We start from the raw sequence: 20,449 nt of genomic DNA, 5'->3' as shown, positions 1-20,449 counted from the left end.
CATTGCGATCCCGGGACTCACGCTTGTGATCCCGGGACTCACGATTGTGATCCCGGGACTTCGATCGGCTCTGCGCCCTTGGCGGCCTTTTCCGGGCTCAGGATCCACACCAGGCCGCCGAATACGCCGACCACGAACGACACCGCGCCGAACAGCAGCGAGATGTTGACGCCCTCATTGGCGATCAGTCCGGCAAAGCCGAAGGCCAGCGCCATGGTGGCCTCGCGCACGCCCCAGCCGGCGATCGAGATCGGCATCATCGTGATCAGCATGACCGGCGGCAACAGCTGGAAGATCTGGCCGAAGGTGACCGGGGCGGTGATGGACTTCACCACGCACCAGGCGATCACGACGGTCACCACGTGAATGGCGATCGAGAGGGTTGCCACCCGCAATCCGTGCTTGCGGCTGAACAGCACCCGGTTCGCGATGACCGCGCAGGCGTGGATGTGGTGCGTTGCCCACCACTGCTTCAGCCAGGCCCACGGCAACAGGCCGATCACCAGGAAGCCGAATCCGGCCGCGAGCGCCGCGAGATCGAGCAGCAGCAACGCGGTCCAGCCGTTGGGATCGGAGATCAGGCGGTAGCTCCAGGGCAGGGTGGCCGCGATGACGACGGCGAGCGCGATCAGTCCGACCGCGCGGTCGACGAAGATCGAATAGGTGGCCGCGCGCCAGCCCGCACCGGCGCGCGCGACGAGCCAGAGCCGCACGGCGTCGCCGCCGATCGAGGACGGCAGGGTCTGGTTGAAGAAGGTGCCGATCACGTTGAAGCGCATCGCCTGCGCGGTCTCCAGCGGCGCGCCGCATTCGACGCTGATCTCGCGCCAGCGCAGCACCCCGAGAAAGATCTGCAGCAAGGTGACCGCTATCGCGAGGCCGAGCCAGCCCAGGCTCTCGACCTGGATGCGGGAGGCCAGATCGTACAGATTGACCTTGCGCAGCGAGAAATAGAGCAGCGCGGCCGAGATCAGGATCTTGACGGTCGAAAGCAGGATTCGGCGCATTTCCGTTCGCGCTGCCAGGTTTCAGGATGTGTCAAAACAGCGCAAAACGCTTTCGCGCGCCCAAATTCGCCGCCTTGGTATGGTTTCCGCATCGATCTGGCAATACCCGTACTGGTCCCTATTGCGGCAGGTGCGAAGGGGCGGCTAAAGAGGCCGGAGCGGGGACGCCCCGCCGCTCACCGGGGGTTTACGATACCGGTAAAATCCGACCAGACGCGTGGGGGCGCGTGACTGCTCGGACAGTGCTTCCCAAGGTAAAAGGGGGCTGCCGGCCGCGGCGGCCCGGGCCAGTTTGGTATGCCGTCCACGGACGGGTACCATTGGACCTGCACGACAGGACTTGAGGCATCGATGGACCGACGAATTATCCCCCTGATCATGTGTGGCGGCGCAGGCACGCGGCTCTGGCCGGCGTCACGCGAGGTGCATCCGAAGCAGTTCCTGTCGCTGTTCGGGGCGCGCTCGACCTTCCAGGAGACGCTGCTGCGGGTCTCCGATGCCGGCCTGTTCGAGCGGCCGATCGTGATCACCAACGAGGCCTATCGCTTCATGGTGCTGGAGCAGCTGGCCGAGATCGGCCGCGAAGCCGACGTGCTGCTCGAGCCGATGCGCCGCGACTCCGGGCCTGCCATTGCGGCCGGTGCGGCATTCGCGCAGAGCCGTGACGGCGAAGCGATCGTGCTGGCGCTCGCCGCCGACCATCTGGTGCGGGACACGCCGGCTTTCGTTGCCGCGTGCCGCGGCGGGTTGGTGGCGGCCGAAGCCGGCCGCATCGTGACCTTCGGCGTCAAGCCGGAACGGCCCGCCACCGAATACGGCTACATCAGCCCGGGTGAAGTGGTCGCCGGTGAGGTGCGCGCGGTGGCGAAATTCGTCGAGAAGCCGGATGCTGCGACGGCGGCAGGCTATATCGATGCGGGCTATCTCTGGAACAGCGGCAACTTCATGTTCCGCGCCAGCGTGCTGCTCGACGAGTATCGCAACGTCGATGCGGACAGCATTGCCTCGGTGGAGCAGTCGGTCGCATCAGCGACGCGCGATCTCGGCTTCGTCAAGCTCGATGCATCGGCATTCGCCGCGGCAAAGGCGATCTCGATCGACTACGCGGTGATGGAGAAGACGTCGCTTGCCGCGGTGGTGCCGGTGGCGTGCGGCTGGTCCGACATCGGCTCGTGGCGTCAGGTCTGGGAGCTGTCCGACAAGGACAGCCTCGGCAACGCGGCGCGCGGTGCAGCAGTGTTCGAGGACTCCCGCAATTGCAACGTCGCGACCGACCGGGCGCTGGTCGCGCTCGAAGGCGTCGACGACCTCGTCGTGGTCGCGACCCAGGACGCCGTGCTGGTGTCGCGCCAGAAGGACGCCAACGGGCTGAAGCGGCTGGTCGCGAAATTGAAGGTGGCCGCACCCGAGGTGACCGAGAACCACATCAAGGTGCATCGCCCCTGGGGCTCCTATCAGTCGGTCGACAATGGCGACCGCCACCAGGTCAAGCGCATCATCGTCAAGCCGGGCGGGCGGCTTTCGCTGCAGAAGCACCATCACCGCTCCGAGCACTGGATCGTGGTGCGCGGCACCGCGCAGGTCACCGTCAACGAGCTGATCAAGACGGTGCACGAGAACGAGTCGATCTACATCCCGATCGGCGCGGTGCATCGGCTCGAGAATCCCGGCAAGATCCAGCTCGAGCTGATCGAGGTGCAGACCGGCAGCTATCTCGGCGAAGACGACATCATCCGCATCGAGGACGACTACCGGCGCAGCTGAGGCGGGCCGGTTCCCGCGCGAATCATCGGGCGTGGGACGATGTAACTCTTTGAATCAAAACGTGTCCGGATTTCGTCCTTGGCATTCGCCACATTTGTGACGCCGTGCTATAGCGGCTGCCAACGAAGCGGGGTGATTTGCGCCAGAGGCGCAGATCGGGACGAGGGGCCTTGGTCTGATTCCCTCGGAGCCGGGATGGCTCCCTGAGGAGCCGGGACAACCGCCAGAACGCTACTTGGGGTCTACGATATGAATGCAAAATTGTCCGCAGCCGGCGCGAGGGCCGATATCGGCCGCGCCTTGCGTGTCGGCGTGATCGGCGCCGGCGTGATGGGCAGCAACCATGCCCGCGTGCTGGCTGGACTGCCCGGCGTCACGCTGATCGGCATCGTCGATCCGCTGCCCGAACACCGCACGCGCGCCATCGACCTGGTCGGCTGCCGCGCCTTTGAGACCCTCGATCAGCTGTTCGCCGAGGGCATCGATGCGGTGACGATCGCAGCTCCCACCCATCTGCATCACGAGATCGCGCTCGCCTGCATCGCGCGCAACATCCACATCCTGGTCGAGAAGCCGGTCGCATCCACGGTCGAAGAGGGCCGCGAGATCGTCGCCGCCGCCGAGCGGGCCGGCGTCACGCTGATGGTCGGCCATGTCGAGCGCTTCAATCCGGCGGTCGCCGCGATCAAGCAGGCGATCTCGGGCGAGGACATCCTGTCGATCGGCATCACCCGGGTCGGCCCGTTCCCGCCGCGGATGTCCAATGTCGGCGTCGTGATCGATCTCGCCGTGCATGACATCGACCTGATCCGCTGGTTCACCGAGTCCGACATCGTCGAGGTGCAGCCGCAGCTCTCAAGCGCGGTCGCCGAGCGCGAGGACATCGCGCTGCTGCAATTCCGCACCGCGTCCGGCGTGCTGGCCCACATCAACACCAACTGGCTGACGCCGTTCAAGGCGCGCAACGTCACGGTCGCGACCCGCGGCAAGTATGTGATGGGCGACCTGCTGACGCGCCAGGTCACCGAATGCTTCGGCTTCAAGCCGGACGGCAGCTATTCGATGCGCCATCTGCCGGTCGGTCACGACGAGCCGCTCCGCGCCGAACTGATCGCCTTCCTCGATGCCGTGCGCAGCGGCAAGCTGCCGGCGGTGTCCGGCGACGAAGGCGTCGCCAGCCTCGAGATCGCGATCCGCTGCCTGGAATCGCCCGCGCGGCCCGCCGCCTCGACGATGCGCAAGGGACCGCGCCGCGTTGCCGGCTGATTGTCTTCACCGGCCGATTTCATCCATTCAACACGTGCAAAGAGCTTCCATGAACCAGCATATGCAGCTTGAGCCCATTCCCTTCATCGATATTTCCGCGCAGCGCCGGCGGCTCGGCAAGTCGATCGATGACGCGGTCGCGCGCGTGCTCGACCATTGCCAGTTCATCAACGGGCCCGAGGTCACCGCGCTGGAGAAGGCGCTGGCGGACTATACCGGCGCCAAGCATGTGGTGAGCTGCGCCAGCGGCACCGACGCGCTGCTGATGGTCCTGATGGCGAAGAATGTCGGCCCGGGCGATGCGGTGCTGTGCCCGACCTTCACGTTCTGCGCGACCGGCGAGGTCGTGACGCTGACCGGCGCCACGCCGGTGTTTGTCGATGTCGACGAGGAGACCTTCAACATCGACATCAACTCGCTGAAGCGCGGCATCGCAACGGCGCGCGCCCGCGGGCTGAAGCCGGTGGCCGTGATCCCGGTCGATCTGTTCGGCCAGAGCGCCGATCACGATGCGATCAGCGCGGTCGCCGAGGCCGAGGGCCTTTTTGTGCTGGATGACGCCGCGCAGGGCTTCGGCGCGACCTACAAGAACCGCAGGCTCGGCACCTTCGGGCTCGCGACCGGGACCAGCTTCTTCCCGGCCAAGCCGCTCGGCTGCTTCGGCGACGGCGGCGCGATCTTCACCGACGACGAGGAACTCGCGCGCACGCTGCGCAGCATCCGCGTCCATGGCCAGGGCTCGGACAAGTACGACAACGTCCGGCTCGGCCTGACGGCGCGGCTCGACACCATGCAGGCGGCGATCCTGCTCGAGAAGCTGAAGATCTTCGACGACGAGATTGCGGCGCGCAACAAGGTCGCGGAACGCTATTCGCGCGCGCTCGGCAACCTCGTCGCGGTACCGCGCGTTGCTCCCGGCTGCACCTCGGTGTGGGCGCAGTACACCATCCGCCTGTCCGAGGGCATCGACCGCGACGCCTTCGCGGCCGCGCTGAAGGCGCAGGGCGTCCCGACCATGATCTACTATCCGAAGTCGGTCCATCAGCAGACGGCCTACAGCCACTATCCGGTCGCCGACGGCGGCCTGCCGGTCAGCGAGCGGCTGTCGAAGGACGTCATCGCCCTGCCGATGCACCCCTATCTCGACGAAGCGGCGCAGGACCGCGTCATCGCGGCTGTGCGCAGCGCGCTACAGGCATGATCCCGAAAAGTGGTTTCCGGTTTTCGGGCTCGATCATGCCTAAATCGTTAACGGCCTGATACGAAACTTTTTCGTAACGCAATCATGCGCTAGAAGCAGCGCATGCTTGGGCGCATCTTCACCGTCGGCGGCTATACCCTGCTCTCGCGGGTCACCGGGTTCGCACGCGACATCATGCTCGCGGCGATCCTCGGCGCCGGGCCGGTCGCCGACGCTTTCTTCGTGGCGCTGCGGCTGCCCAATCATTTCCGCGCGATCTTTGCCGAAGGCGCCTTCAACGCCGCCTTCGTGCCGGCCTATGCCCATGTCCATGGCGAGCGCGGCGAGGCCTCGGCGCGGCTGTTCGCCGACCGCATCTTCACGCTGCTGTTCGCCTCGCAGGTGATCCTGCTTGTCGTGGCGATGGCGTTCATGCCGCAGGCGATGAGCATCCTCGCGCCGGGCTTCACCGACGACGCAGCCCAGCGCAAGCTCGCGATCGAGCTGACGCGGATCACCTTTCCCTATCTGCTGCTGATCACGCTGGTGACGCTGTATGGCGGCATGCTCAACGTGATGCATCGCTTCGCCAGCGCGGCCGCGGCGCCGATCTTCCTCAACCTCGCGATGATGATGACGCTGGCACTTGCAGCGTTCTTCCCCAGCGCCGGCCATGCCGCGGCCTGGGGCGTCCTGATCTCGGGCTTCCTGCAATTCTTCCTGCTCGCCGGCGACCTTGCGCGTCACGGCGGCCTGCCGCGGTTTGCGCCGCTGAGGCTGGACGAGGACGTCCGCGCCTTCTTCCGCGCGCTGGGACCGGCAACGCTGGGCTCGATGGGCACCCAGGTCGCGTTGTTTGCCGACACCATCATCGCGACCTTCCTCCCCGCGGGCGCGCTGTCGGCGCTGTATTATGCCGACCGCCTCAACCAATTGCCGATCGGCGTGATCGGGATCGCGATCGGCACCGTGCTGCTGCCGGAGATGTCGCGGCGGCTGACCGCCGACGATCACACCGGCGCCATGGCCGCGCAGCGCCGCGCCTTCGATTTCACGCTGCTGTTCTCGGTGCCGTTCGTGGCGGCGTTCCTGACGGTGGCCGATCCGATCATGCGCGCGATGTTCGCCCGCGGCGCGTTCTCGAAGGCCGATGCCGCAAACGCGGGCGCGACGCTCGCCGCCTATGCGGTCGGGCTGATTCCCTTCGTGATGATTCGCAGCGCGGTTGCGACCTTCTACGCCCGCAAGGATACCGCAACCCCGGTGAAGGCGGCGCTGACCGGGGTCGCGGTCAACGTTGCGCTGAAGATCGCGCTGGTCGGCACGCTGGCGCAGGTCGGGCTGGCGCTCGCGACGGCGGTCGGCGCCTGGGTCAACCTGCTGCTGGTGCTGATGTTCGCCGTGCGCCGCGGCTATCTCGCGCTCGATCGCGCGCTGGTCCGCTCGTTCGGCACCTTTGCGCTGTGCGGCGTGCTGCTCGCGCTCGCGCTGTGGCTGACCTCGCATTTCGCCTATGTGTGGTTCGCGCCGATGCAGATCTTCCGCGACGAGATGATCCTGCTGCTGCTGATTGCGGTCGGCGTCTTCGTCTATGCCCTGCTGATCCTCACACTGTTCGGCCGCGGCTGGCTGTTCGCGCTGCGGCGCGTATAGTTTTACCTGTCAAATCAAATGCATAGGAGCTGATTGTGCGATAGCGCCGCGTGCGGCGGAAAGCGGTTTGCGCTTCGCGGACAACCACGCCAATATGCGCAAAACACACCAAGGCAATTGGAGAGACGATGGCAGCTCCCATCAAATTCGGCGTCGGACAAAGTGTGCGGCGCAAGGAGGATGACGCTCTGATTCGCGGCAAGGGCCGCTATACCGACGACGTCGCACCGTCTCCCGCATTGCACGCGTTGATGCTGCGCTCGCCGCATGCGCACGCCACCTACACGATCGACGCCGGCAAGGCCCGCGGCATGCCCGGCGTGGCGCTGATCCTGACCGCGGCCGATGTCGCCGAGCTCGGCGGCCTGCCGTGCCTGTTCAACCTCGAAACCGATCCGTTCACCGCACCGCCTTATCCGATCCTCGCCAAGGATGAAGTGCGCCATGTCGGCGACGCCGTGGCCTTTGTGGTCGCCGATACCGTCGATCATGCCCGTGACGCGATCGAGGCGATCGACGTCAAGTGGACGCCGCTGCCGGCGGTGGCGGGTCTCGTCAATGCGGTGAAGAAGGGCGCGCCGCAGGTGTGGCCGGACAAGCCCGGCAACGTGCTGTTCGACGTCTCGATCGGCGACAAGGGCGCCGCCGAGGCCGCGTTCGCCAAGGCGCATGCTGTGGCCGAGATCACCATCGTCAATCCGCGCGTCATCACCAATTTCATGGAGACGCGCGCAGCGGTCGCCGAATACGACGCCAAGAGGGATCACCTGACGCTGACGATCGGCAGCCAGGGCAGCCATCGGCTGCGCGAGATCCTCTGCGACATGATCCTGAAGATGCCGAAGGAGAACATGCGGGTGATCTGCCCGGATGTCGGCGGTGGATTCGGCACCAAGCTGTTTCCCTATCGCGAATATGCGCTGATCTCGGTCGCGGCGCGCAAGCTCAAGAAGTCGGTCAAATGGACTGCCGAGCGCTCCGACCATTTCATGGGCGACGCGCAGGGCCGCGACAATCTCACCACCGCGAAGATGGCGCTCGCCGAGGACGGCAAATTCCTCGGCATGGATGTCGATCTGATGGGCGACATGGGCGCCTATCTCTCGACCTTCGCGCCCTATATCCCGCATGGCGGCGCCGGCATGCTGCCGGGCCTCTATGACATCCAGGCCTTCCATTGCCGGGTCCGCACCGTGTTCACCAACACGGTGCCGGTCGATGCCTATCGCGGCGCCGGCCGCCCGGAGGCCGCCTATGTGATCGAGCGGCTGGTCGACGCGGCCGCGCGAAAGCTCGGCATGACGCCTGACGCCATCAGGCGGAAGAACTTCATTCCGCCGAAGTCGCTGCCGTACACGACCGCGACCGGAAAGGTCTACGACTCCGGTGACTTCGTCGCGCACATGAAGCGCGCGATGGAGATCGCCAACTGGAAGGAGTTTCCAAAGCGCGCCAAGGCGGCCAAGAAGGACGGCCTGGTGCGCGGCATCGGCATGGCGAGCTATGTCGAGGTCTGTGGCACCATGGGCGAGGAGACCGCCAATGTGGCGCTCGATTCCAATGGCGACATCTCGATCCTGATCGGCACGCAGTCGAGCGGGCAGGGCCACCAGACAGCTTACGCGCAGATCGTCGCCGAGCAATTCGGCGTGCCGCCCGAGCGCGTCCATGTGCTGCAGGGCGACACCGACAAGATCGCGACCGGCCTCGGCACCGGCGGCTCGGCATCGATCCCGTCCGGCGGCGTCAGCGTGCAGCGCGCAACGCACGAGCTCGGCAACAAGCTGAAGGAGCTGGCGGCGCAGGCGCTGGAAGCCGGCACCGGCGACCTCGAAATATCCGACGGCCGCATCCGCGTCGCCGGCACCGACCGTTCGGTCAGCTTTGCCGATCTCGCCAAGCGTCCCGGCGGCGATACATCGAAGATGAATGCGAGCGCGACCTTCGCCAGCGCCGACGGCACCTATCCGAACGGCACGCATCTCGCCGAGGTCGAGATCGATCCCTCAACCGGTATCATCAAGATCGTCAGCTACGTCATCGTCGACGATTTCGGCGTCACGCTCAATCCGCTGATGCTCGCGGGCCAGGTTCATGGCGGCGCGATGCAGGGCATCGGGCAGGCGCTGATGGAGCAGGCGGTCTACAGCCAGACCGACGGTCAGCTCGTCACCGGCACTTTCATGGACTATGCGATGCCGCGTGCTTCGGACGGGCCGTCCTTCGTGTTCGAGACCCACAACGTGCCGTGCACGACCAACCCAATGGGCGTGAAGGGCGCGGGCGAGGCCGGCGCGATCGGCTCATGCCCGGCGGTCGTCAACGCGATCGTCGAGGGGCTGCATCGCGAGTTCGGGATCGACCACATCGACATGCCGGCCACGCCGGAGCGTGTCTGGGTCGCGATCCGCGAGGCGCAGCGCCGCCATACTCTCTGATACTTTGTGCGGGCAGGAAAGGAATGAACCGGATCGAGCGGTGTTCGCTTGATCAGGCCACGCGCCGCAAATTCGCGGCCGATCGCCAGGATCGGTTCATTTCGATCCTGAACATGGAGAACAGTCGATGTTTCGAACGGGTATTGTCGCAGCAACCTTGCTGCTTGGCGTTGGTGTCGTGGCTGCGGCGGAAGACCAAGTTGCCCTGACGCAGACTGCGATGAAATCCAACCTCAAGAACGCGATCGTGCTCTACGACATGACCAAGGGCAAGACGACTTACGATCAGACCGCCGTTGACGCGGCGCTTGTCGGCCTGGAGGACGTAGCCAAGCGCTTCCCTTCCTTTTTTCCCGAAAGCATCAAGGACAAGAGGCCAAAGGGCGACTACTACGCGTCGACGAAGGTGTGGACCCAGCGAGCGGATTTTGAGGCCCATGCGGCCACCTTTGCCAAGGTCGTGGGCGAGGCAAAGACCAAGGTCAAAGACCTTGATAGCCTGAAGACGGAGTTCACTGCCATCAACGACGCATGTCTTGGCTGTCACGAGACCTACCGCGTCAAGGCGCATTGAGAAGAGCCAGGAGAAGGCTGGAAGAAATTTCTGCTCAAAAAGGGCGGAAACCGCGAGGCGTCCGCCCTTCTTGCTGTGTCGGCCTTTTCGTGTCGGACTTACTTCGTGAGCTTTACTTCGTGACTTGGCCGCGGATCTCACCGCCCGGGTTCGCCGCGGTGTGGATGTTGACGTAGTACTTGCCGGCGAGGAGGTCGGCGGCCTGCGCGTCGGTCAGCGTGGCGCTGCCTTCGACCGGGCTCGATGTCGCGTTCGGGATTGCGACCGCGACACCGGAATTCTTGCCGGCCTCGGCGGGACCGTGGAAATGCGCGGCGGTCGCAGGGCCCGACAGGCCGGAATAGGTCAGTTTCCAGCTGAGCTTCTTGGTGGCCGCATCGTAGTCGATGTCGGCAGTGCCGGTGCCGGCGCTGGCGTTCGCAGGCACTTCGGACTTGGCGTCCAGCTTGGCGTGCAGCTTTTCGGCAAAGGCCGGACCGGCGAGCGCGATCGCGGCGCCGAGCGTCAGCGTGGCAAGCAAGGTCTTGTTCGACATGGTTCTCTCCCCTTTGACGTCACACGATGGTTGCAATCTTCAAACCGCGGCTCACCGGATTTATTCCCAAAATGATCGTGAGTGCGGCAAATTTGATGCGAGCTTGTGCGACCGGTTGCCATCATACTGGTTGATGAACTGACGCGACCAATGACGGATCGGTGAATGTTGCGACGAATTCTCCTCCTGGCCGGTCTGGCTGGCCTCATCGGCTTTGGCGTGTTCTGGTGGCTGACGATCCCCGCGACCGTCGCCGCAAGCGCGTTGCCCGCTTACCAGCCTAACCTCGCCAACGGGCTCACAACGTTCAATGCGGGGGGATGTTCCTCCTGCCATGCCGTGCCGAAGCAGGATGACCGCACCAGGCTCGGCGGCGGGCTCGCGATACCGTCGCCGTTCGGCACCTTCTACGCGCCGAACATCTCGCCCGACCCCAACGACGGCATCGGGCGCTGGAGCGAGGCTGATTTCGTCACCGCTGTCATGAAGGGCACCTCGCCGTCGGGGACGCATTACTTCCCGGCGTTTCCGTACACGTCCTATCAGCACGCCAGGGTCAATGACGTGCGCGACCTGTTCGCCTATCTGAAGACCTTGCCGCCGGTCGCCGGCAAGGTGCGCGATCACGATGTGCCGTTTCCTTTCAACATCAGGCGCGATGTCGGGGTCTGGAAATTCCTGTTCATGGACGGCAAGCCGTTTATCGCGGATGCAAGCCGCTCGTCGCATTGGTATCGCGGCGCCTATCTCGTCAACAGCTTCGGCCATTGCGCCGAGTGTCACAGCCCGCGGAATTTCCTCGGCGGCATCGTCAGCTCGCAGCGCTTCGCCGGTGGGCCGAATCCGGAGGGCGAAGGCTGGGTGCCCAACATCACGCCGCGTGGGATCGCGGACTGGAGCGCGAAGGATATCGCCTATTTCCTCGAGAGCGGGCAGACGCCGGATGGCGATAGCGCCGGCGGATCGATGGTGCGCGTGATCCGCAACACCTCGCAGCTCTCGCCTTCCGATCGCGACGCGATCGCCGACTACATCAAATCGCTGCCGCCGGTCGACGGGCCGCCGAAGCCGACGCGCAAGGCGGACAAGACGGATCCTTCCTGATTGCGCGTATGATGCTTGCTGTCTGCGATGCTTGGCCGGCTATCCGCGCCACGCACCGGCGGCAATGACCATCAAGCCACCGGCAAGCGCGAGGTCCTTGAAGAACAGCGTTCGTTCCGCCTTGTCAGCGAGGTCGAGGTGAAAGCCGAATGCGGTCGCGAGGCAAAACAGCGCCAGCGCGCCGGCGGCAAACGACGACTGCCAGCCGATCAGCAACGCCAGGCCCGCACCAAGCTCGGGCGCGATGACCAGCGGCAGCAGCACGCCGGGAATATGGTGTGCCGCCATGTGGTCGAGGAACGGCTTCGGGCCAGCGATCTTGGCTGCGCCGGCAAGGATGAACAACAATGCGAGCAGGCTTCGTCCGGCAATCGTGACCATCGAGATCGGCATCAGGGGACCCTCCGGGCTTGTTATTGACGGTTCCGCGCGTGGCTTCTGGCCTGTGAAGCGAACAGGACGGCGGACAGGATGAAGGCAAAGACGAAGAAGATCGTCCGTCCCAGGACCAGCGCCTTCGCCTGCTCCACCGGCGTAACCGAAATCAGGACCCCGAACGGGATGTAGCACCACAGCACCACCGCGATGGTCCTGCCGAGCCTGCCGAACTGCAGGAAGCCGAACGAGAACAGCAGGGCTGCGAGATAGCTGGCGTGAAACTTGACCTGGGAGGCGATCATCTGCAGCTCCCCGTCGGCCGGCGACAGCGGCAATCCGTTCTGGATCGCATGCACCATGGTCATGATGTGGTGGTTCTCGACGCAATCGAGGACGACCGTGAGCATCATGGCGGCCAGCGCAATGCCCAGCAGATAGGGGTCCATCATGGTGCGCAGCCGGGCGGCCAGCACGGTGAAAAATGCGCCGTAGAAGATCATGAAGAGATTATCGAGCCCGAGGTTGAGCCGCAGACCGAACGGCACGAGGGGGGTCCCCAGATGCGCGCCATAAGCTTCGACGGAGCGGGCGGTCTGGAAGAAGTCCTGCGAACCCTTGGTGGTGAGGATCCCGATCACCATGGCGCCGACGGTCGCCGCCGCGAGCGTCGCCAGAATAGCGAGCGTACGGTCCATTGGACTGCTCTGCATGATATAGCTGCTCCCCGCGCGTTCGTCCGACGCGCTGATTTACAGATACCGACTGCTATCTGAAATAGATATCATTCGGTATCTGAAAAGCAAATGATTTTTGTAGATCCGGGAGTCCGATCCGTTGCCCAGGCTAAATCGCGAGGAAAGTCAGGCCCGTACGAAGAGCCTCCTGATCGAGGCGGCGCGCGAGGAGATCATCAAGAAGGGGTTTGCGCAGGCCTCGGTGCGCGACATCGCCGACGCCGCCGGATTTTCGCAGGGCGCGTTCTATTCGAATTTTCCCGACAAGGAGGCGATCCTCCTGGAACTGGTGCAACAGCACCAATCCGAGGAGCGTGCAAAAATCGAAGGCGTATTGGGGCAGGCATCGGGCGAGCCGGCGAAACTGATGGCCGGCCTCGAAAAATGGGCCGCCACCGCCAATTCGGATCCGGGGTTCGCCGTGCTGGCGATCGAGCTGCAATTGCAGGCGCTGCGCAGCCCGACTTTCGCGCAAGGCTATAACGAACTCAACCGCAAGCACCGCCGGGCCCTGGGCGTGCTGGTGACGCGGCTGTTCGAGTTGCTTGGCAAACAGCCGCCGGCCGATCCCGTGGAGATCGCCACCGGCTTCATCGCATTGGGCCGCGGCATGGCGCTACTGTCGAGGGCCGGCGAAGTGAGCCGCAGCGGCCGGATCGTCGTCACGTTCCTGAAGGCGCTGATCGACGCGGCGCCGTCCGCCTAGAGTATGATCCGGAAAAGTGCGAAGCGGTTTTCCGAAAAGATCATGCTTGGACAAGAATCCAAAGCGCGATGATGATCCAACCTGATCTCATCGCGCTTTAGCGGCGCGCGCCTCGCCAATCGGGCATGTACGAAGATCGATGCGCTACTTCGCGCCGAACGCCTTGAAGGTGATGATGGTTAGGGTGTCCTGGATGCCCGGGATCACCTGAACCTTCTCGTTGATGAAATGGCCAATGTCGGTGTCGTGGTCGACGTAGAACTTGACCAGGAGATCGTAATTGCCCGCGGTGGAATAGATCTCGGACGCAATCTCGGCTTCCGCCAGCGCGTTGGCGACGGTGTAGGACTGGCCGAGCTTGCATTTGATCTGGACGAAGAAAGGAACCATCAAAGTCGTCTCCGGGGATTTCCGCGACTATAGGCCAAAAACGGGCGGCCAAGGCAAGGGGACAAGAAGGGGCAAGGGAACGCCAACTCGCGGTAAAGTCAGGCGAACTTGCTGCCGATGGGCGGCCGGGCTAGGACAGGCGCAAGGACAGACGATGGTCTCATTCGTGATGGTCTCATTCCAACCAACCACCGGTGCCGCAAGATGACGCCGGTCGCGCTCACCATTGCCGGCTCGGATTCCTCGGGCGGGGCGGGCATCCAGGCCGACCTCAAGAGCTTTGCCGCGCTCGGGGTCTATGGCGCCTCGGCGATCACGGCGCTGACCGCGCAGAACACCACGGGGGTCAGCGGCATCCATCCGGTGCCGGCGTCTTTCGTCACGGCCCAGATCGATGCGGTGTTCTCTGATCTCGACGTCGGCGCGGTGAAGATCGGCATGGTGGCGCAGGCCGAGACCATCGTGGCGATCGCCGAAGGGCTGAAGCGCTGGGCGCCGCGCCACATCGTGCTCGATCCGGTGATGGTCGCAACCTCGGGCGATCGGCTGCTTGCCGCCGAGGCGGTCGATGCGCTGAAGGCAAAACTGTTTCCACTGGCCTCGCTGATCACCCCGAACCTGCCGGAAGCGGCGGCGCTGCTGAACGAGCCGGTCGCCGCGAGCGAGGCCGACGTCGAGCGGCAAGGCAGGCGATTGCTGGCGATGGGCTGTCGCGCGGTGCTGGTGAAGGGCGGTCACGGCCACGGCGCCGAGAGCATCGACTATCTGATCGAAGGCGCGCGCAGCATCGCGCTCGCGGCGCCGCGCATCGCGACATCAAACACCCACGGCACCGGCTGCTCGCTGTCGTCGGCGATCGCGGCGGGACTCGCGAAGGGTGAGAGCATGGAGACCGCCGTGCGCAACGCCAAGGCCTGGATCTCTGATGCGATCGCCGCCGCCGATCGCTTCGCCGTCGGTCGCGGCCACGGACCGGTGCATCACTTCCACAAGTACTATTGAAGCCGTGTAGCCCGTAGCCTCGTAGCCCGGATGTAGCGAAGCGAAATCCGGGAAGGACCCTGGATTACGCTGCGCTTCATCCGGGCTACGCATTCGTCACGTGCGCGTTGTTCCACTGCGATATGCAGCAACACCACGCCTGTTCCTCACAGCGGCGAGCGCCGATGTCGCCAGATTGTCGCATGCGGCTGTTATCCGCAGGGCAGGGGCGCGCTGCTGATTCTCGTTAACTTTTTGTGGAGCCTCAGGTCGCGGGGATCGTCATCGCCTTGTCACAGGAATCTGTTAGGTGCACAGGCATGGGAAGTGACTCCTTGAGTGAAGAAAGCCCCGAGCGGCGCTTTCGCACTTTGTTTATCTCCGATGTCCATCTCGGAGCCCGCGGTTCGCAAGCCGACCGCCTGCTGGACTTCCTCCGCTCTCACGATGCCGACACGATCTACCTCGTTGGTGATATCGTCGACGGCTGGGCGCTGAAGTCGAACTGGTACTGGCCGCAGACTCACAACGATTTCGTGCAGAAGATGCTGCGCAAGGCGCGCAAGGGCGCCAAGGTGATCTACGTCCCGGGCAACCACGACGAGTTCCTGCGCAAATATTACGGCACGCATTTCGGCGGCATCGATGTGGTGGAGAACACGGTCCACACCGGCGCCGACGGCAAGCGCTACCTCATCATCCACGGCGACATCTTCGATCTCGTCGTGCAGAACGCGCGCTGGCTCGCCCATCTCGGCGACAAGGCCTACGACTTCGCGATCCAGATGAATCGCTTCGTCAACTTCTTCCGCAAGATGTTCGGCGTTCCCTACTGGTCGCTGTCGCAATGGGCCAAGCTGAAGGTCAAGAAGGCGGTGAACTATATCGGCGCGTTCGAGGCGACGCTTGCGGGCGAGGCGCGGCGTCACGGCTGCGACGGCGTGATCTGCGGCCACATCCACTACGCGACGATTCATGACGAGCACGGCATCCGCTACATGAATTGCGGCGACTGGGTGGAGAGCTGCACCGCGCTCGCCGAGCATGAGGACGGCCATTTTGAAATCATCACCTGGACCGACCCGGTGCGCCGGATCGCGCCAGTTCCGCGAGTGACGGCACGCGCTGCATGACGCATATCCTGGTCGCGACCGATGCGTGGCATCCCCAGGTCAACGGGGTTGTCCGCACGCTGACCATGATGGCACAGGCGGCAAACTCGCTCGGCGTCGAGGTCAGCTTCCTGACGCCGGACGAGTTCCGCACCTTCGCGATGCCGAGCTATCGCGACCTCCGGCTGGCGTTGCCGTACCGGGCCAAGGTCGCGAGCCTGATCGAAGCGGCCAAGCCCGACAGCATCCATATTGCGACCGAAGGCCCGATCGGGCTTTCGGTTCGCCGCTATTGCCGCAAGCGTGGCCTGCCGTTCACGACGAGCTTCCACACCCGCTTCCCCGAATATGTCTCGGCCCGGACGCCGGTTCCGGAAGCCTGGGTGTGGCGCGCGCTGCGCTGGTTCCACAAGCCGAGCCGGGCGGTGATGGCGGCAACCCCGGCGCTGGCCGCCGAACTGCGTCAGCGCGGTTTTCGCAACGTGGTGCTGTGGTCGCGCGGCGTCGATACCGCGCTGTTCCATCCGCGCGATGTCGACCTCTGCCTGCCGCAGCCGGTCTATCTCAGCGTCGGCCGGGTGGCGGTGGAAAAGAATCTCGAGGCATTCCTCGATCTCGATCTGCCCGGCACCAAGGTCGTGGTCGGCGACGGCCCGGCGCGGGCGGCGCTGGAGCGGAAATATCCCGAAGCCGTCTTCCTCGGCGCCCGCCATGGGGAAGAACTGGCTGAGATTTATGCCGCGGCCGATGTGTTCGTTTTCCCCAGCCGCACCGATACGTTCGGTTTGGTGCTGCTCGAGGCATTGGCGAGCGGCCTGCCGGTCGCCGCTTTTCCGGTCACCGGACCCCGCGACGTGATCGGCGCGGCACCGGTCGGCGTGCTCGACGATGATCTGCGGCATGCCTGCCTGGAGGCGCTCAGCATCCCACGTCAGGCCTGTGTCGATTTTGCCGCGCTCCACACCTGGCAGGCGTCGGCCAGGGTGTTCATCGAGCGCTGCATGAACGTCCGTCCGGCTGCGCCCGATGGCGAGGGGGAGGCGATCGAATTCGGTGCCGAAGAGCACCATTTTGCAGCCCTGCCGGCCACACACCCCACCTCACGCTAGACAAGTCACGCTAAAGCGTCTTGCCGGGCTGTGGCCCGCCGCGATACAAATTGCGGATGACGGACACCGTTTTAAATCCACCCGTCGCTGCCGCGGACATCGATGCCGCCGCAAGGGTGGTCGCGCCGTTCGCGGTGCGCACGCCGCTCCTGACCTTTCCCGTTCTCAACGAACGCGTCGGCAGCCGGGTCTTCCTCAAGCCCGAAATGCTGCAGCGGACCGGATCGTTCAAGTTCCGCGGCGCCTTCAACAAGCTCGCCTCGATCCCGCAGGACAAGCGGAGCGGCGGCGTCGTCGCGTTCTCCTCGGGCAACCACGCCCAGGGCGTCGCCGCGGCGGCCAGGATCCTCAACATGCAGGCGACCATCGTGATGCCTGCGGACTCGCCGCTCACCAAGCGCGAGCGGACCAAGTCGTACGGCGCCGAAGTCGTGCTCTACGATCGCGATCGCGACGACCGCGCGGCGATTGCGAGCGGCATCGCCAGCAAGCGTGGCGCGACCCTGGTGCCTCCCTATGACGATCCGCTCGTGATCGCGGGCCAGGGCACCGCCGGCCGCGAGATCGCCGAGGACATGGCCGCGCTCGGGCTGACGCCTGATATCGTGGTCGCGCCGGCTTCGGGCGGCGGACTGATCGCGGGCGTTGCCACCGCGGTTAAGGCGAAATATCCGCAGGCCCAGGTGATCGTTGCCGAGCCCGCGGGCTATGACGATCACGCTTTGTCGCTCAAGGTCGGCCATCGCGAGGCGCATGCGGTTGCGCCGCGCACCATCTGCGATGCGCTGATGGCGATGATGCCGGGCGAGCTCACCTTTGCGATCAACAGCAAGCTGCTCGCGAACGGTGTCAGCGCTTCCGACGACGAGGTTGGTGCGGCCGTTGCTTTTGCCTATCGCGAGCTGAAGCTCGTGGTCGAACCCGGTGGCGCCATCGGGCTCGCCGCACTGCTTGCGGGGCGGATCGACGCCAGGGACAAGAACGTCGTCATCGTGCTCTCGGGCGGCAATGTCGACGCCGACCTGTTCGCGAAGCTCGTCGCCTGAGATCGGCGTTTTTGAAAAGCAGCGGGGGCAGGGCGGTGGTCGCTCTGCCCCCGTTTCGTTGTCCGGCGTGGCCGATCAGTGCCTGAAGCCGCCGTGATGGCCGCCGCCCATGCCGCCGACATGCGAGCCGGACGGAGTTGAGCGGAACGCTGCATGGTCACCACCGCTTGATCGCGTCCGGTCGACTTGCATGCTCTGCCGCCCGGCGCGGAAGCGGTGTCGGTCGCTGTCTTTCATGATCGGGCTTGATGCGTTCTTGCCGGCATTTGCAGCCGGAAGGCTCGCGATGTTGCCTTTGCCGATCGTGTTCGGCATCCCGACCGGCTTCGCTCCGGGCGCGGGCATGTTGACGATCCTGCCGCCGCCGATCTGGCCATTGCCGCCGGCGCCCTGCAGGCCCGCATTGATCGGCTGCAGGGCCTGACGATTTGACAGCCGCGTGAATTGCATCAGCGGCACCGCCTTCGGCTGGGCCTGCAGCTTCAAGGCCTGCTGCGCGTAGGGGCCGCCGGCGAAATTGTCGTGGAAGGTCTTGTAGGCGAACGGCGTGTTGGCAAGCACCGCCTTGTGCCAGGCCGCGACCTGCAGCCAGTTGGTCAGCAGGAAGCGAATGCGGTCGCACAGCGGATCGCGCGGATAGAGCCGGATGAACTCCTCGTAGTATTCCGGCCGGCCCTCCGACAGCACGAAATCATAGGCCTGGCGCACCGAACGGTTCGGCAGGTTCGATGCCATCTGCACGACAGGGGCGTTCGCGGGCGCACGCGCCGACGCGACAGCGGTGTCGCCGAAGAAATAGAAATCGGAGGTCAGCGACGAGCTTTCCCACGGCGTCTGCCGGCCGTCGGTCGTCGAGTTGACCTCGAGGCGAACGCGCTTGAACAACTGCTCGATCGGCAGATTGGGCTCGCGCGCCAGCCGCAGGAAGGCGTTGGTGTAGGGGCTGTGGCCGTTGTTGCCGTCCTGCGCCTCCATGCCGGGCGCGGTCGAATAGCCGACGATCGAGCCGTTCGGCGCGTCGACGACGGCAAGGCCGCGGCCGGCGTCGTTGACGCTGGGAAACGGGTTGTTGCGGCAGGCATCGAGCACCACGATGCGCATCCGGCTCGGGATGTTCTCGAGCGTGCCCATCACGTCGACGAGACGCACCGAATTGCCGTCGAGATCGGACGGCGTCGCGATCTTCGCATCGACCGGAATCAGATAGTTCTCGCCGGCGAGCTGCACGCCGTGGCCGGCATAGTAGATCATGGCGACCGTGCCTGGGCCCCGCGCCGCGACCTTGTCGGAGAAATCCCGCAACACCTTCATCATGTTGCCCTGCCTGAGGTCGGTTGCGGAGATCACCTCGAAGCCGGCCGCGTTCAACAGCTCGGCCATCGACTGCGCGTCATTGCCGGGATTAGCGAGTTTTGGCGCATTCTCGTAGTTCGCATTGCCGATCACGAGTGCCACGCGCTGCTCGGGACCGCGGAGCGCCGCCGGTGTCGCTACGGCTGATGTCGCCGGCGAAGCGGCCTGGTCGATGGATGGCGCCGGCGTCTGCGCTGCATTGCCGACGGTGACGGCGCCGGTCTCTGCAAGCGCTATGCTGGGTGTGCCGAGGCTGAACAGGCCCAGCAATGCGGCCGATATCATCATGGATGTCAGGCGGACCATCGCGCGCTCCCAAAAGCTGATCCCGGTGCGAGACCGGTCGCGGGGAGGCTAGGCGTAAATGCGGGCGCGGTACGTGAGCTGGGTCACGGAGCGTGGGAGGTCAATCGGAGGTGAACGCGTCGCGTGAACACGTCCGCGCCTACGAGAAGAACGCCATCTTCTCGGCCTGGCTCATGCGGCGGATCGGCGCGAGCGGGTCGTTGGCGGCGACGTTCGGCTTTTTCAAGAGGCCGCTGGCGATGATGGTAGAGCCGAGCGAGACCTCTGCAGCAGGAGCAGGGGCAGGCTCAACGGTGGGCGTGAGAGGCGGCGGCACGGCCGCAGGCGCTTCGGCAACCGCCGCTGCAGCGACCAGTGCGGGTTCAACCTTGATCTCGGCCTTCGGCTCGGGTGCCGGGGCCGGCTCGGGCTGAGTGGCCGGTGCATCCATTTCGGGCTCGGCGGCCATCGCCTCGGCGACACGCAGCTCTTCGGCAGCGCGCATTTCCTCGGCGATCGTCTCTTCGTCGATCGGATCCGGCGCGCCCATCTCCATCGCGATCAGGTCGAGCACCGCTTCGTCATGCGCGTCGGCGGCGGCCTCGTCGGAGACGCGGGCAAGTTCGGCAGCCTCGGCTTCGGCCAGCGCGGCTTCGGCCTTGAGCCAGGCTTCGCTCGGCTGCGGGATTGCCGCTGCGGCAGCCTCGGCGGGCGGCGTTGCAGCGGGCATTGCGGCTTCGGCGTTCGGCGTCGCAACGGCTTCCTGAGGCGGCACTGGCGGCGTGGCGGCCATCGTCGCGTCGGGGGCCGCGCTCTCGGCGGCAGCGCTTTTGG

18 protein-coding genes and 1 pseudogene are annotated in these 20,449 nt (G+C 65.1%); 12 read left to right on the top strand and 7 right to left on the bottom strand.

Annotated features, from left to right (window positions below):
• Window positions 1-38 precede the first annotated feature (38 nt).
• The gene (locus AC628_RS28865) at window positions 39-1,007 is read right to left on the bottom strand and encodes a lysylphosphatidylglycerol synthase transmembrane domain-containing protein (protein ID WP_074130161.1); all 969 of its coding nucleotides are present in this window, start codon (window positions 1,005-1,007) and stop codon (window positions 39-41) included.
• 351 nt (window positions 1,008-1,358) lie between these two features.
• On the opposite strand from AC628_RS28865, the gene AC628_RS28860 reads away from it, so the two are divergent.
• The 6 genes from AC628_RS28860 (at window position 1,359) to AC628_RS28835 (ending at window position 9,882) form a co-directional block, all read left to right on the top strand.
• Window positions 1,359-2,771, top strand: coding sequence for a mannose-1-phosphate guanylyltransferase/mannose-6-phosphate isomerase (locus AC628_RS28860; RefSeq protein ID WP_074130160.1), 1,413 nt, complete (start codon window positions 1,359-1,361; stop codon window positions 2,769-2,771).
• Window positions 2,772-3,020: 249 nt separating this feature from the next.
• Window positions 3,021-4,037, top strand: a complete 1,017-nt coding sequence (locus AC628_RS28855) for a Gfo/Idh/MocA family protein (protein ID WP_074130159.1) — start codon at window positions 3,021-3,023, stop codon at window positions 4,035-4,037.
• Window positions 4,038-4,086: 49 nt separating this feature from the next.
• A complete protein-coding gene (locus tag AC628_RS28850; RefSeq protein WP_074130158.1) occupies window positions 4,087-5,238 on the top strand; it encodes a DegT/DnrJ/EryC1/StrS family aminotransferase in 1,152 nt (383 codons plus the stop codon).
• A gap of 102 nt (window positions 5,239-5,340) precedes the next feature.
• Window positions 5,341-6,870, top strand: coding sequence for a murein biosynthesis integral membrane protein MurJ (murJ, locus tag AC628_RS28845; RefSeq protein ID WP_074130157.1), 1,530 nt, complete (start codon window positions 5,341-5,343; stop codon window positions 6,868-6,870).
• A 128-nt stretch (window positions 6,871-6,998) separates the two neighbouring features.
• Entirely contained in the window at window positions 6,999-9,308 is a 2,310-nt protein-coding gene (locus AC628_RS28840; protein ID WP_074130156.1) for a xanthine dehydrogenase family protein molybdopterin-binding subunit, read from the top strand.
• Window positions 9,309-9,435: 127 nt separating this feature from the next.
• Window positions 9,436-9,882: a c-type cytochrome gene (locus AC628_RS28835; RefSeq protein WP_074130155.1), complete on the top strand. Its 447-nt coding sequence runs from the start codon at window positions 9,436-9,438 to the stop codon at window positions 9,880-9,882.
• 112 nt (window positions 9,883-9,994) lie between these two features.
• Here the strand turns inward: AC628_RS28835 and AC628_RS28830 are convergent, their stop codons facing one another.
• Window positions 9,995-10,417: a CHRD domain-containing protein gene (locus AC628_RS28830; RefSeq protein WP_074130154.1), complete on the bottom strand. Its 423-nt coding sequence runs from the start codon at window positions 10,415-10,417 to the stop codon at window positions 9,995-9,997.
• Between the two features lie 165 nt (window positions 10,418-10,582).
• Between AC628_RS28830 and AC628_RS28825 the strand changes: the two genes are divergently transcribed.
• Window positions 10,583-11,521, top strand: coding sequence for a c-type cytochrome (locus AC628_RS28825; RefSeq protein ID WP_074130153.1), 939 nt, complete (start codon window positions 10,583-10,585; stop codon window positions 11,519-11,521).
• A 39-nt stretch (window positions 11,522-11,560) separates the two neighbouring features.
• Here AC628_RS28825 and AC628_RS28820 read toward each other — a convergent pair whose 3' ends face one another.
• Together AC628_RS28820 and AC628_RS28815 are read right to left on the bottom strand one after the other, a co-directional pair.
• A complete protein-coding gene (locus AC628_RS28820; protein WP_143201861.1) occupies window positions 11,561-11,914 on the bottom strand; it encodes a DoxX family protein in 354 nt (117 codons plus the stop codon).
• A 20-nt stretch (window positions 11,915-11,934) separates the two neighbouring features.
• A complete protein-coding gene (locus AC628_RS28815) occupies window positions 11,935-12,609 on the bottom strand; it encodes a hypothetical protein (RefSeq protein ID WP_143201860.1) in 675 nt (224 codons plus the stop codon).
• A gap of 124 nt (window positions 12,610-12,733) precedes the next feature.
• On the opposite strand from AC628_RS28815, the gene AC628_RS28810 reads away from it, so the two are divergent.
• Window positions 12,734-13,339: a TetR/AcrR family transcriptional regulator gene (locus AC628_RS28810; protein WP_074130151.1), complete on the top strand. Its 606-nt coding sequence runs from the start codon at window positions 12,734-12,736 to the stop codon at window positions 13,337-13,339.
• Between the two features lie 144 nt (window positions 13,340-13,483).
• On the opposite strand, the gene AC628_RS28805 is transcribed toward AC628_RS28810, so the two are convergent.
• Window positions 13,484-13,729 carry an Lrp/AsnC ligand binding domain-containing protein gene (locus tag AC628_RS28805; RefSeq protein WP_016845986.1) on the bottom strand — a complete coding sequence of 82 codons (246 nt, stop codon included), beginning with the start codon at window positions 13,727-13,729 and terminating at the stop codon, window positions 13,484-13,486.
• 204 nt (window positions 13,730-13,933) lie between these two features.
• Here AC628_RS28805 and thiD point away from each other — a divergent pair, with 204 nt between their 5' ends.
• The 4 genes from thiD (at window position 13,934) to AC628_RS28785 (ending at window position 17,977) form a co-directional block, all read left to right on the top strand.
• A complete protein-coding gene (thiD, locus tag AC628_RS28800; RefSeq protein ID WP_074130150.1) occupies window positions 13,934-14,731 on the top strand; it encodes a bifunctional hydroxymethylpyrimidine kinase/phosphomethylpyrimidine kinase in 798 nt (265 codons plus the stop codon).
• A gap of 299 nt (window positions 14,732-15,030) precedes the next feature.
• Window positions 15,031-15,843 carry a UDP-2,3-diacylglucosamine diphosphatase gene (locus tag AC628_RS28795; RefSeq protein ID WP_050423189.1) on the top strand — a complete coding sequence of 271 codons (813 nt, stop codon included), beginning with the start codon at window positions 15,031-15,033 and terminating at the stop codon, window positions 15,841-15,843.
• Window positions 15,840-16,931 carry a glycosyltransferase family 4 protein gene (locus AC628_RS28790; RefSeq protein WP_074130149.1) on the top strand — a complete coding sequence of 364 codons (1,092 nt, stop codon included), beginning with the start codon at window positions 15,840-15,842 and terminating at the stop codon, window positions 16,929-16,931. Before AC628_RS28795 ends, AC628_RS28790 begins: the two co-directional genes overlap by 4 nt.
• Window positions 16,932-16,987: 56 nt before the next feature.
• Window positions 16,988-17,977 carry a threonine ammonia-lyase gene (locus AC628_RS28785; protein ID WP_074130148.1) on the top strand — a complete coding sequence of 330 codons (990 nt, stop codon included), beginning with the start codon at window positions 16,988-16,990 and terminating at the stop codon, window positions 17,975-17,977.
• Window positions 17,978-18,052: 75 nt separating this feature from the next.
• Here the strand turns inward: AC628_RS28785 and AC628_RS28780 are convergent, their stop codons facing one another.
• Entirely contained in the window at window positions 18,053-19,636 is a 1,584-nt protein-coding gene (locus AC628_RS28780; RefSeq protein ID WP_245321375.1) for a caspase family protein, read from the bottom strand.
• A gap of 139 nt (window positions 19,637-19,775) precedes the next feature.
• Window positions 19,776-20,449: pseudogene (locus tag AC628_RS28775) on the bottom strand (hypothetical protein); the annotation flags it as partial.

Origin of the sequence: Bradyrhizobium sp. NAS96.2 (genome assembly GCF_001908235.1) — a bacterium.
In the GTDB taxonomy this organism is placed as follows: domain Bacteria; phylum Pseudomonadota; class Alphaproteobacteria; order Rhizobiales; family Xanthobacteraceae; genus Bradyrhizobium.
This window is presented reverse-complemented; position numbering and strand designations above follow the sequence as displayed.

Excerpts from the sequence above, each read along its gene's own strand:
- AC628_RS28840 (WP_074130156.1), top strand. The coding sequence starts at position 6,999 with ATGGCAGCTCCCATCAAATTCGGCGTCGGACAAAGTGTGCGGCGCAAG.
- AC628_RS28855 (WP_074130159.1), top strand. The coding sequence starts at position 3,021 with ATGAATGCAAAATTGTCCGCAGCCGGCGCGAGGGCCGATATCGGCCGC.
- AC628_RS28835 (WP_074130155.1), top strand. The coding sequence starts at position 9,436 with ATGTTTCGAACGGGTATTGTCGCAGCAACCTTGCTGCTTGGCGTTGGT.
- AC628_RS28785 (WP_074130148.1), top strand. The coding sequence starts at position 16,988 with ATGACGGACACCGTTTTAAATCCACCCGTCGCTGCCGCGGACATCGAT.
- AC628_RS28815 (WP_143201860.1), bottom strand. The coding sequence starts at position 12,609 with ATGCAGAGCAGTCCAATGGACCGTACGCTCGCTATTCTGGCGACGCTC.
- AC628_RS28850 (WP_074130158.1), top strand. The coding sequence starts at position 4,087 with ATGAACCAGCATATGCAGCTTGAGCCCATTCCCTTCATCGATATTTCC.
- AC628_RS28780 (WP_245321375.1), bottom strand. The coding sequence starts at position 19,636 with ATGGTCCGCCTGACATCCATGATGATATCGGCCGCATTGCTGGGCCTG.
- thiD (WP_074130150.1), top strand. The coding sequence starts at position 13,934 with ATGACGCCGGTCGCGCTCACCATTGCCGGCTCGGATTCCTCGGGCGGG.
- AC628_RS28795 (WP_050423189.1), top strand. The coding sequence starts at position 15,031 with ATGGGAAGTGACTCCTTGAGTGAAGAAAGCCCCGAGCGGCGCTTTCGC.
- AC628_RS28825 (WP_074130153.1), top strand. The coding sequence starts at position 10,583 with ATGTTGCGACGAATTCTCCTCCTGGCCGGTCTGGCTGGCCTCATCGGC.
- AC628_RS28830 (WP_074130154.1), bottom strand. The coding sequence starts at position 10,417 with ATGTCGAACAAGACCTTGCTTGCCACGCTGACGCTCGGCGCCGCGATC.
- AC628_RS28820 (WP_143201861.1), bottom strand. The coding sequence starts at position 11,914 with ATGCCGATCTCGATGGTCACGATTGCCGGACGAAGCCTGCTCGCATTG.
- AC628_RS28865 (WP_074130161.1), bottom strand. The coding sequence starts at position 1,007 with ATGCGCCGAATCCTGCTTTCGACCGTCAAGATCCTGATCTCGGCCGCG.
- AC628_RS28860 (WP_074130160.1), top strand. The coding sequence starts at position 1,359 with ATGGACCGACGAATTATCCCCCTGATCATGTGTGGCGGCGCAGGCACG.
- murJ (WP_074130157.1), top strand. The coding sequence starts at position 5,341 with ATGCTTGGGCGCATCTTCACCGTCGGCGGCTATACCCTGCTCTCGCGG.
- AC628_RS28790 (WP_074130149.1), top strand. The coding sequence starts at position 15,840 with ATGACGCATATCCTGGTCGCGACCGATGCGTGGCATCCCCAGGTCAAC.
- AC628_RS28805 (WP_016845986.1), bottom strand. The coding sequence starts at position 13,729 with ATGGTTCCTTTCTTCGTCCAGATCAAATGCAAGCTCGGCCAGTCCTAC.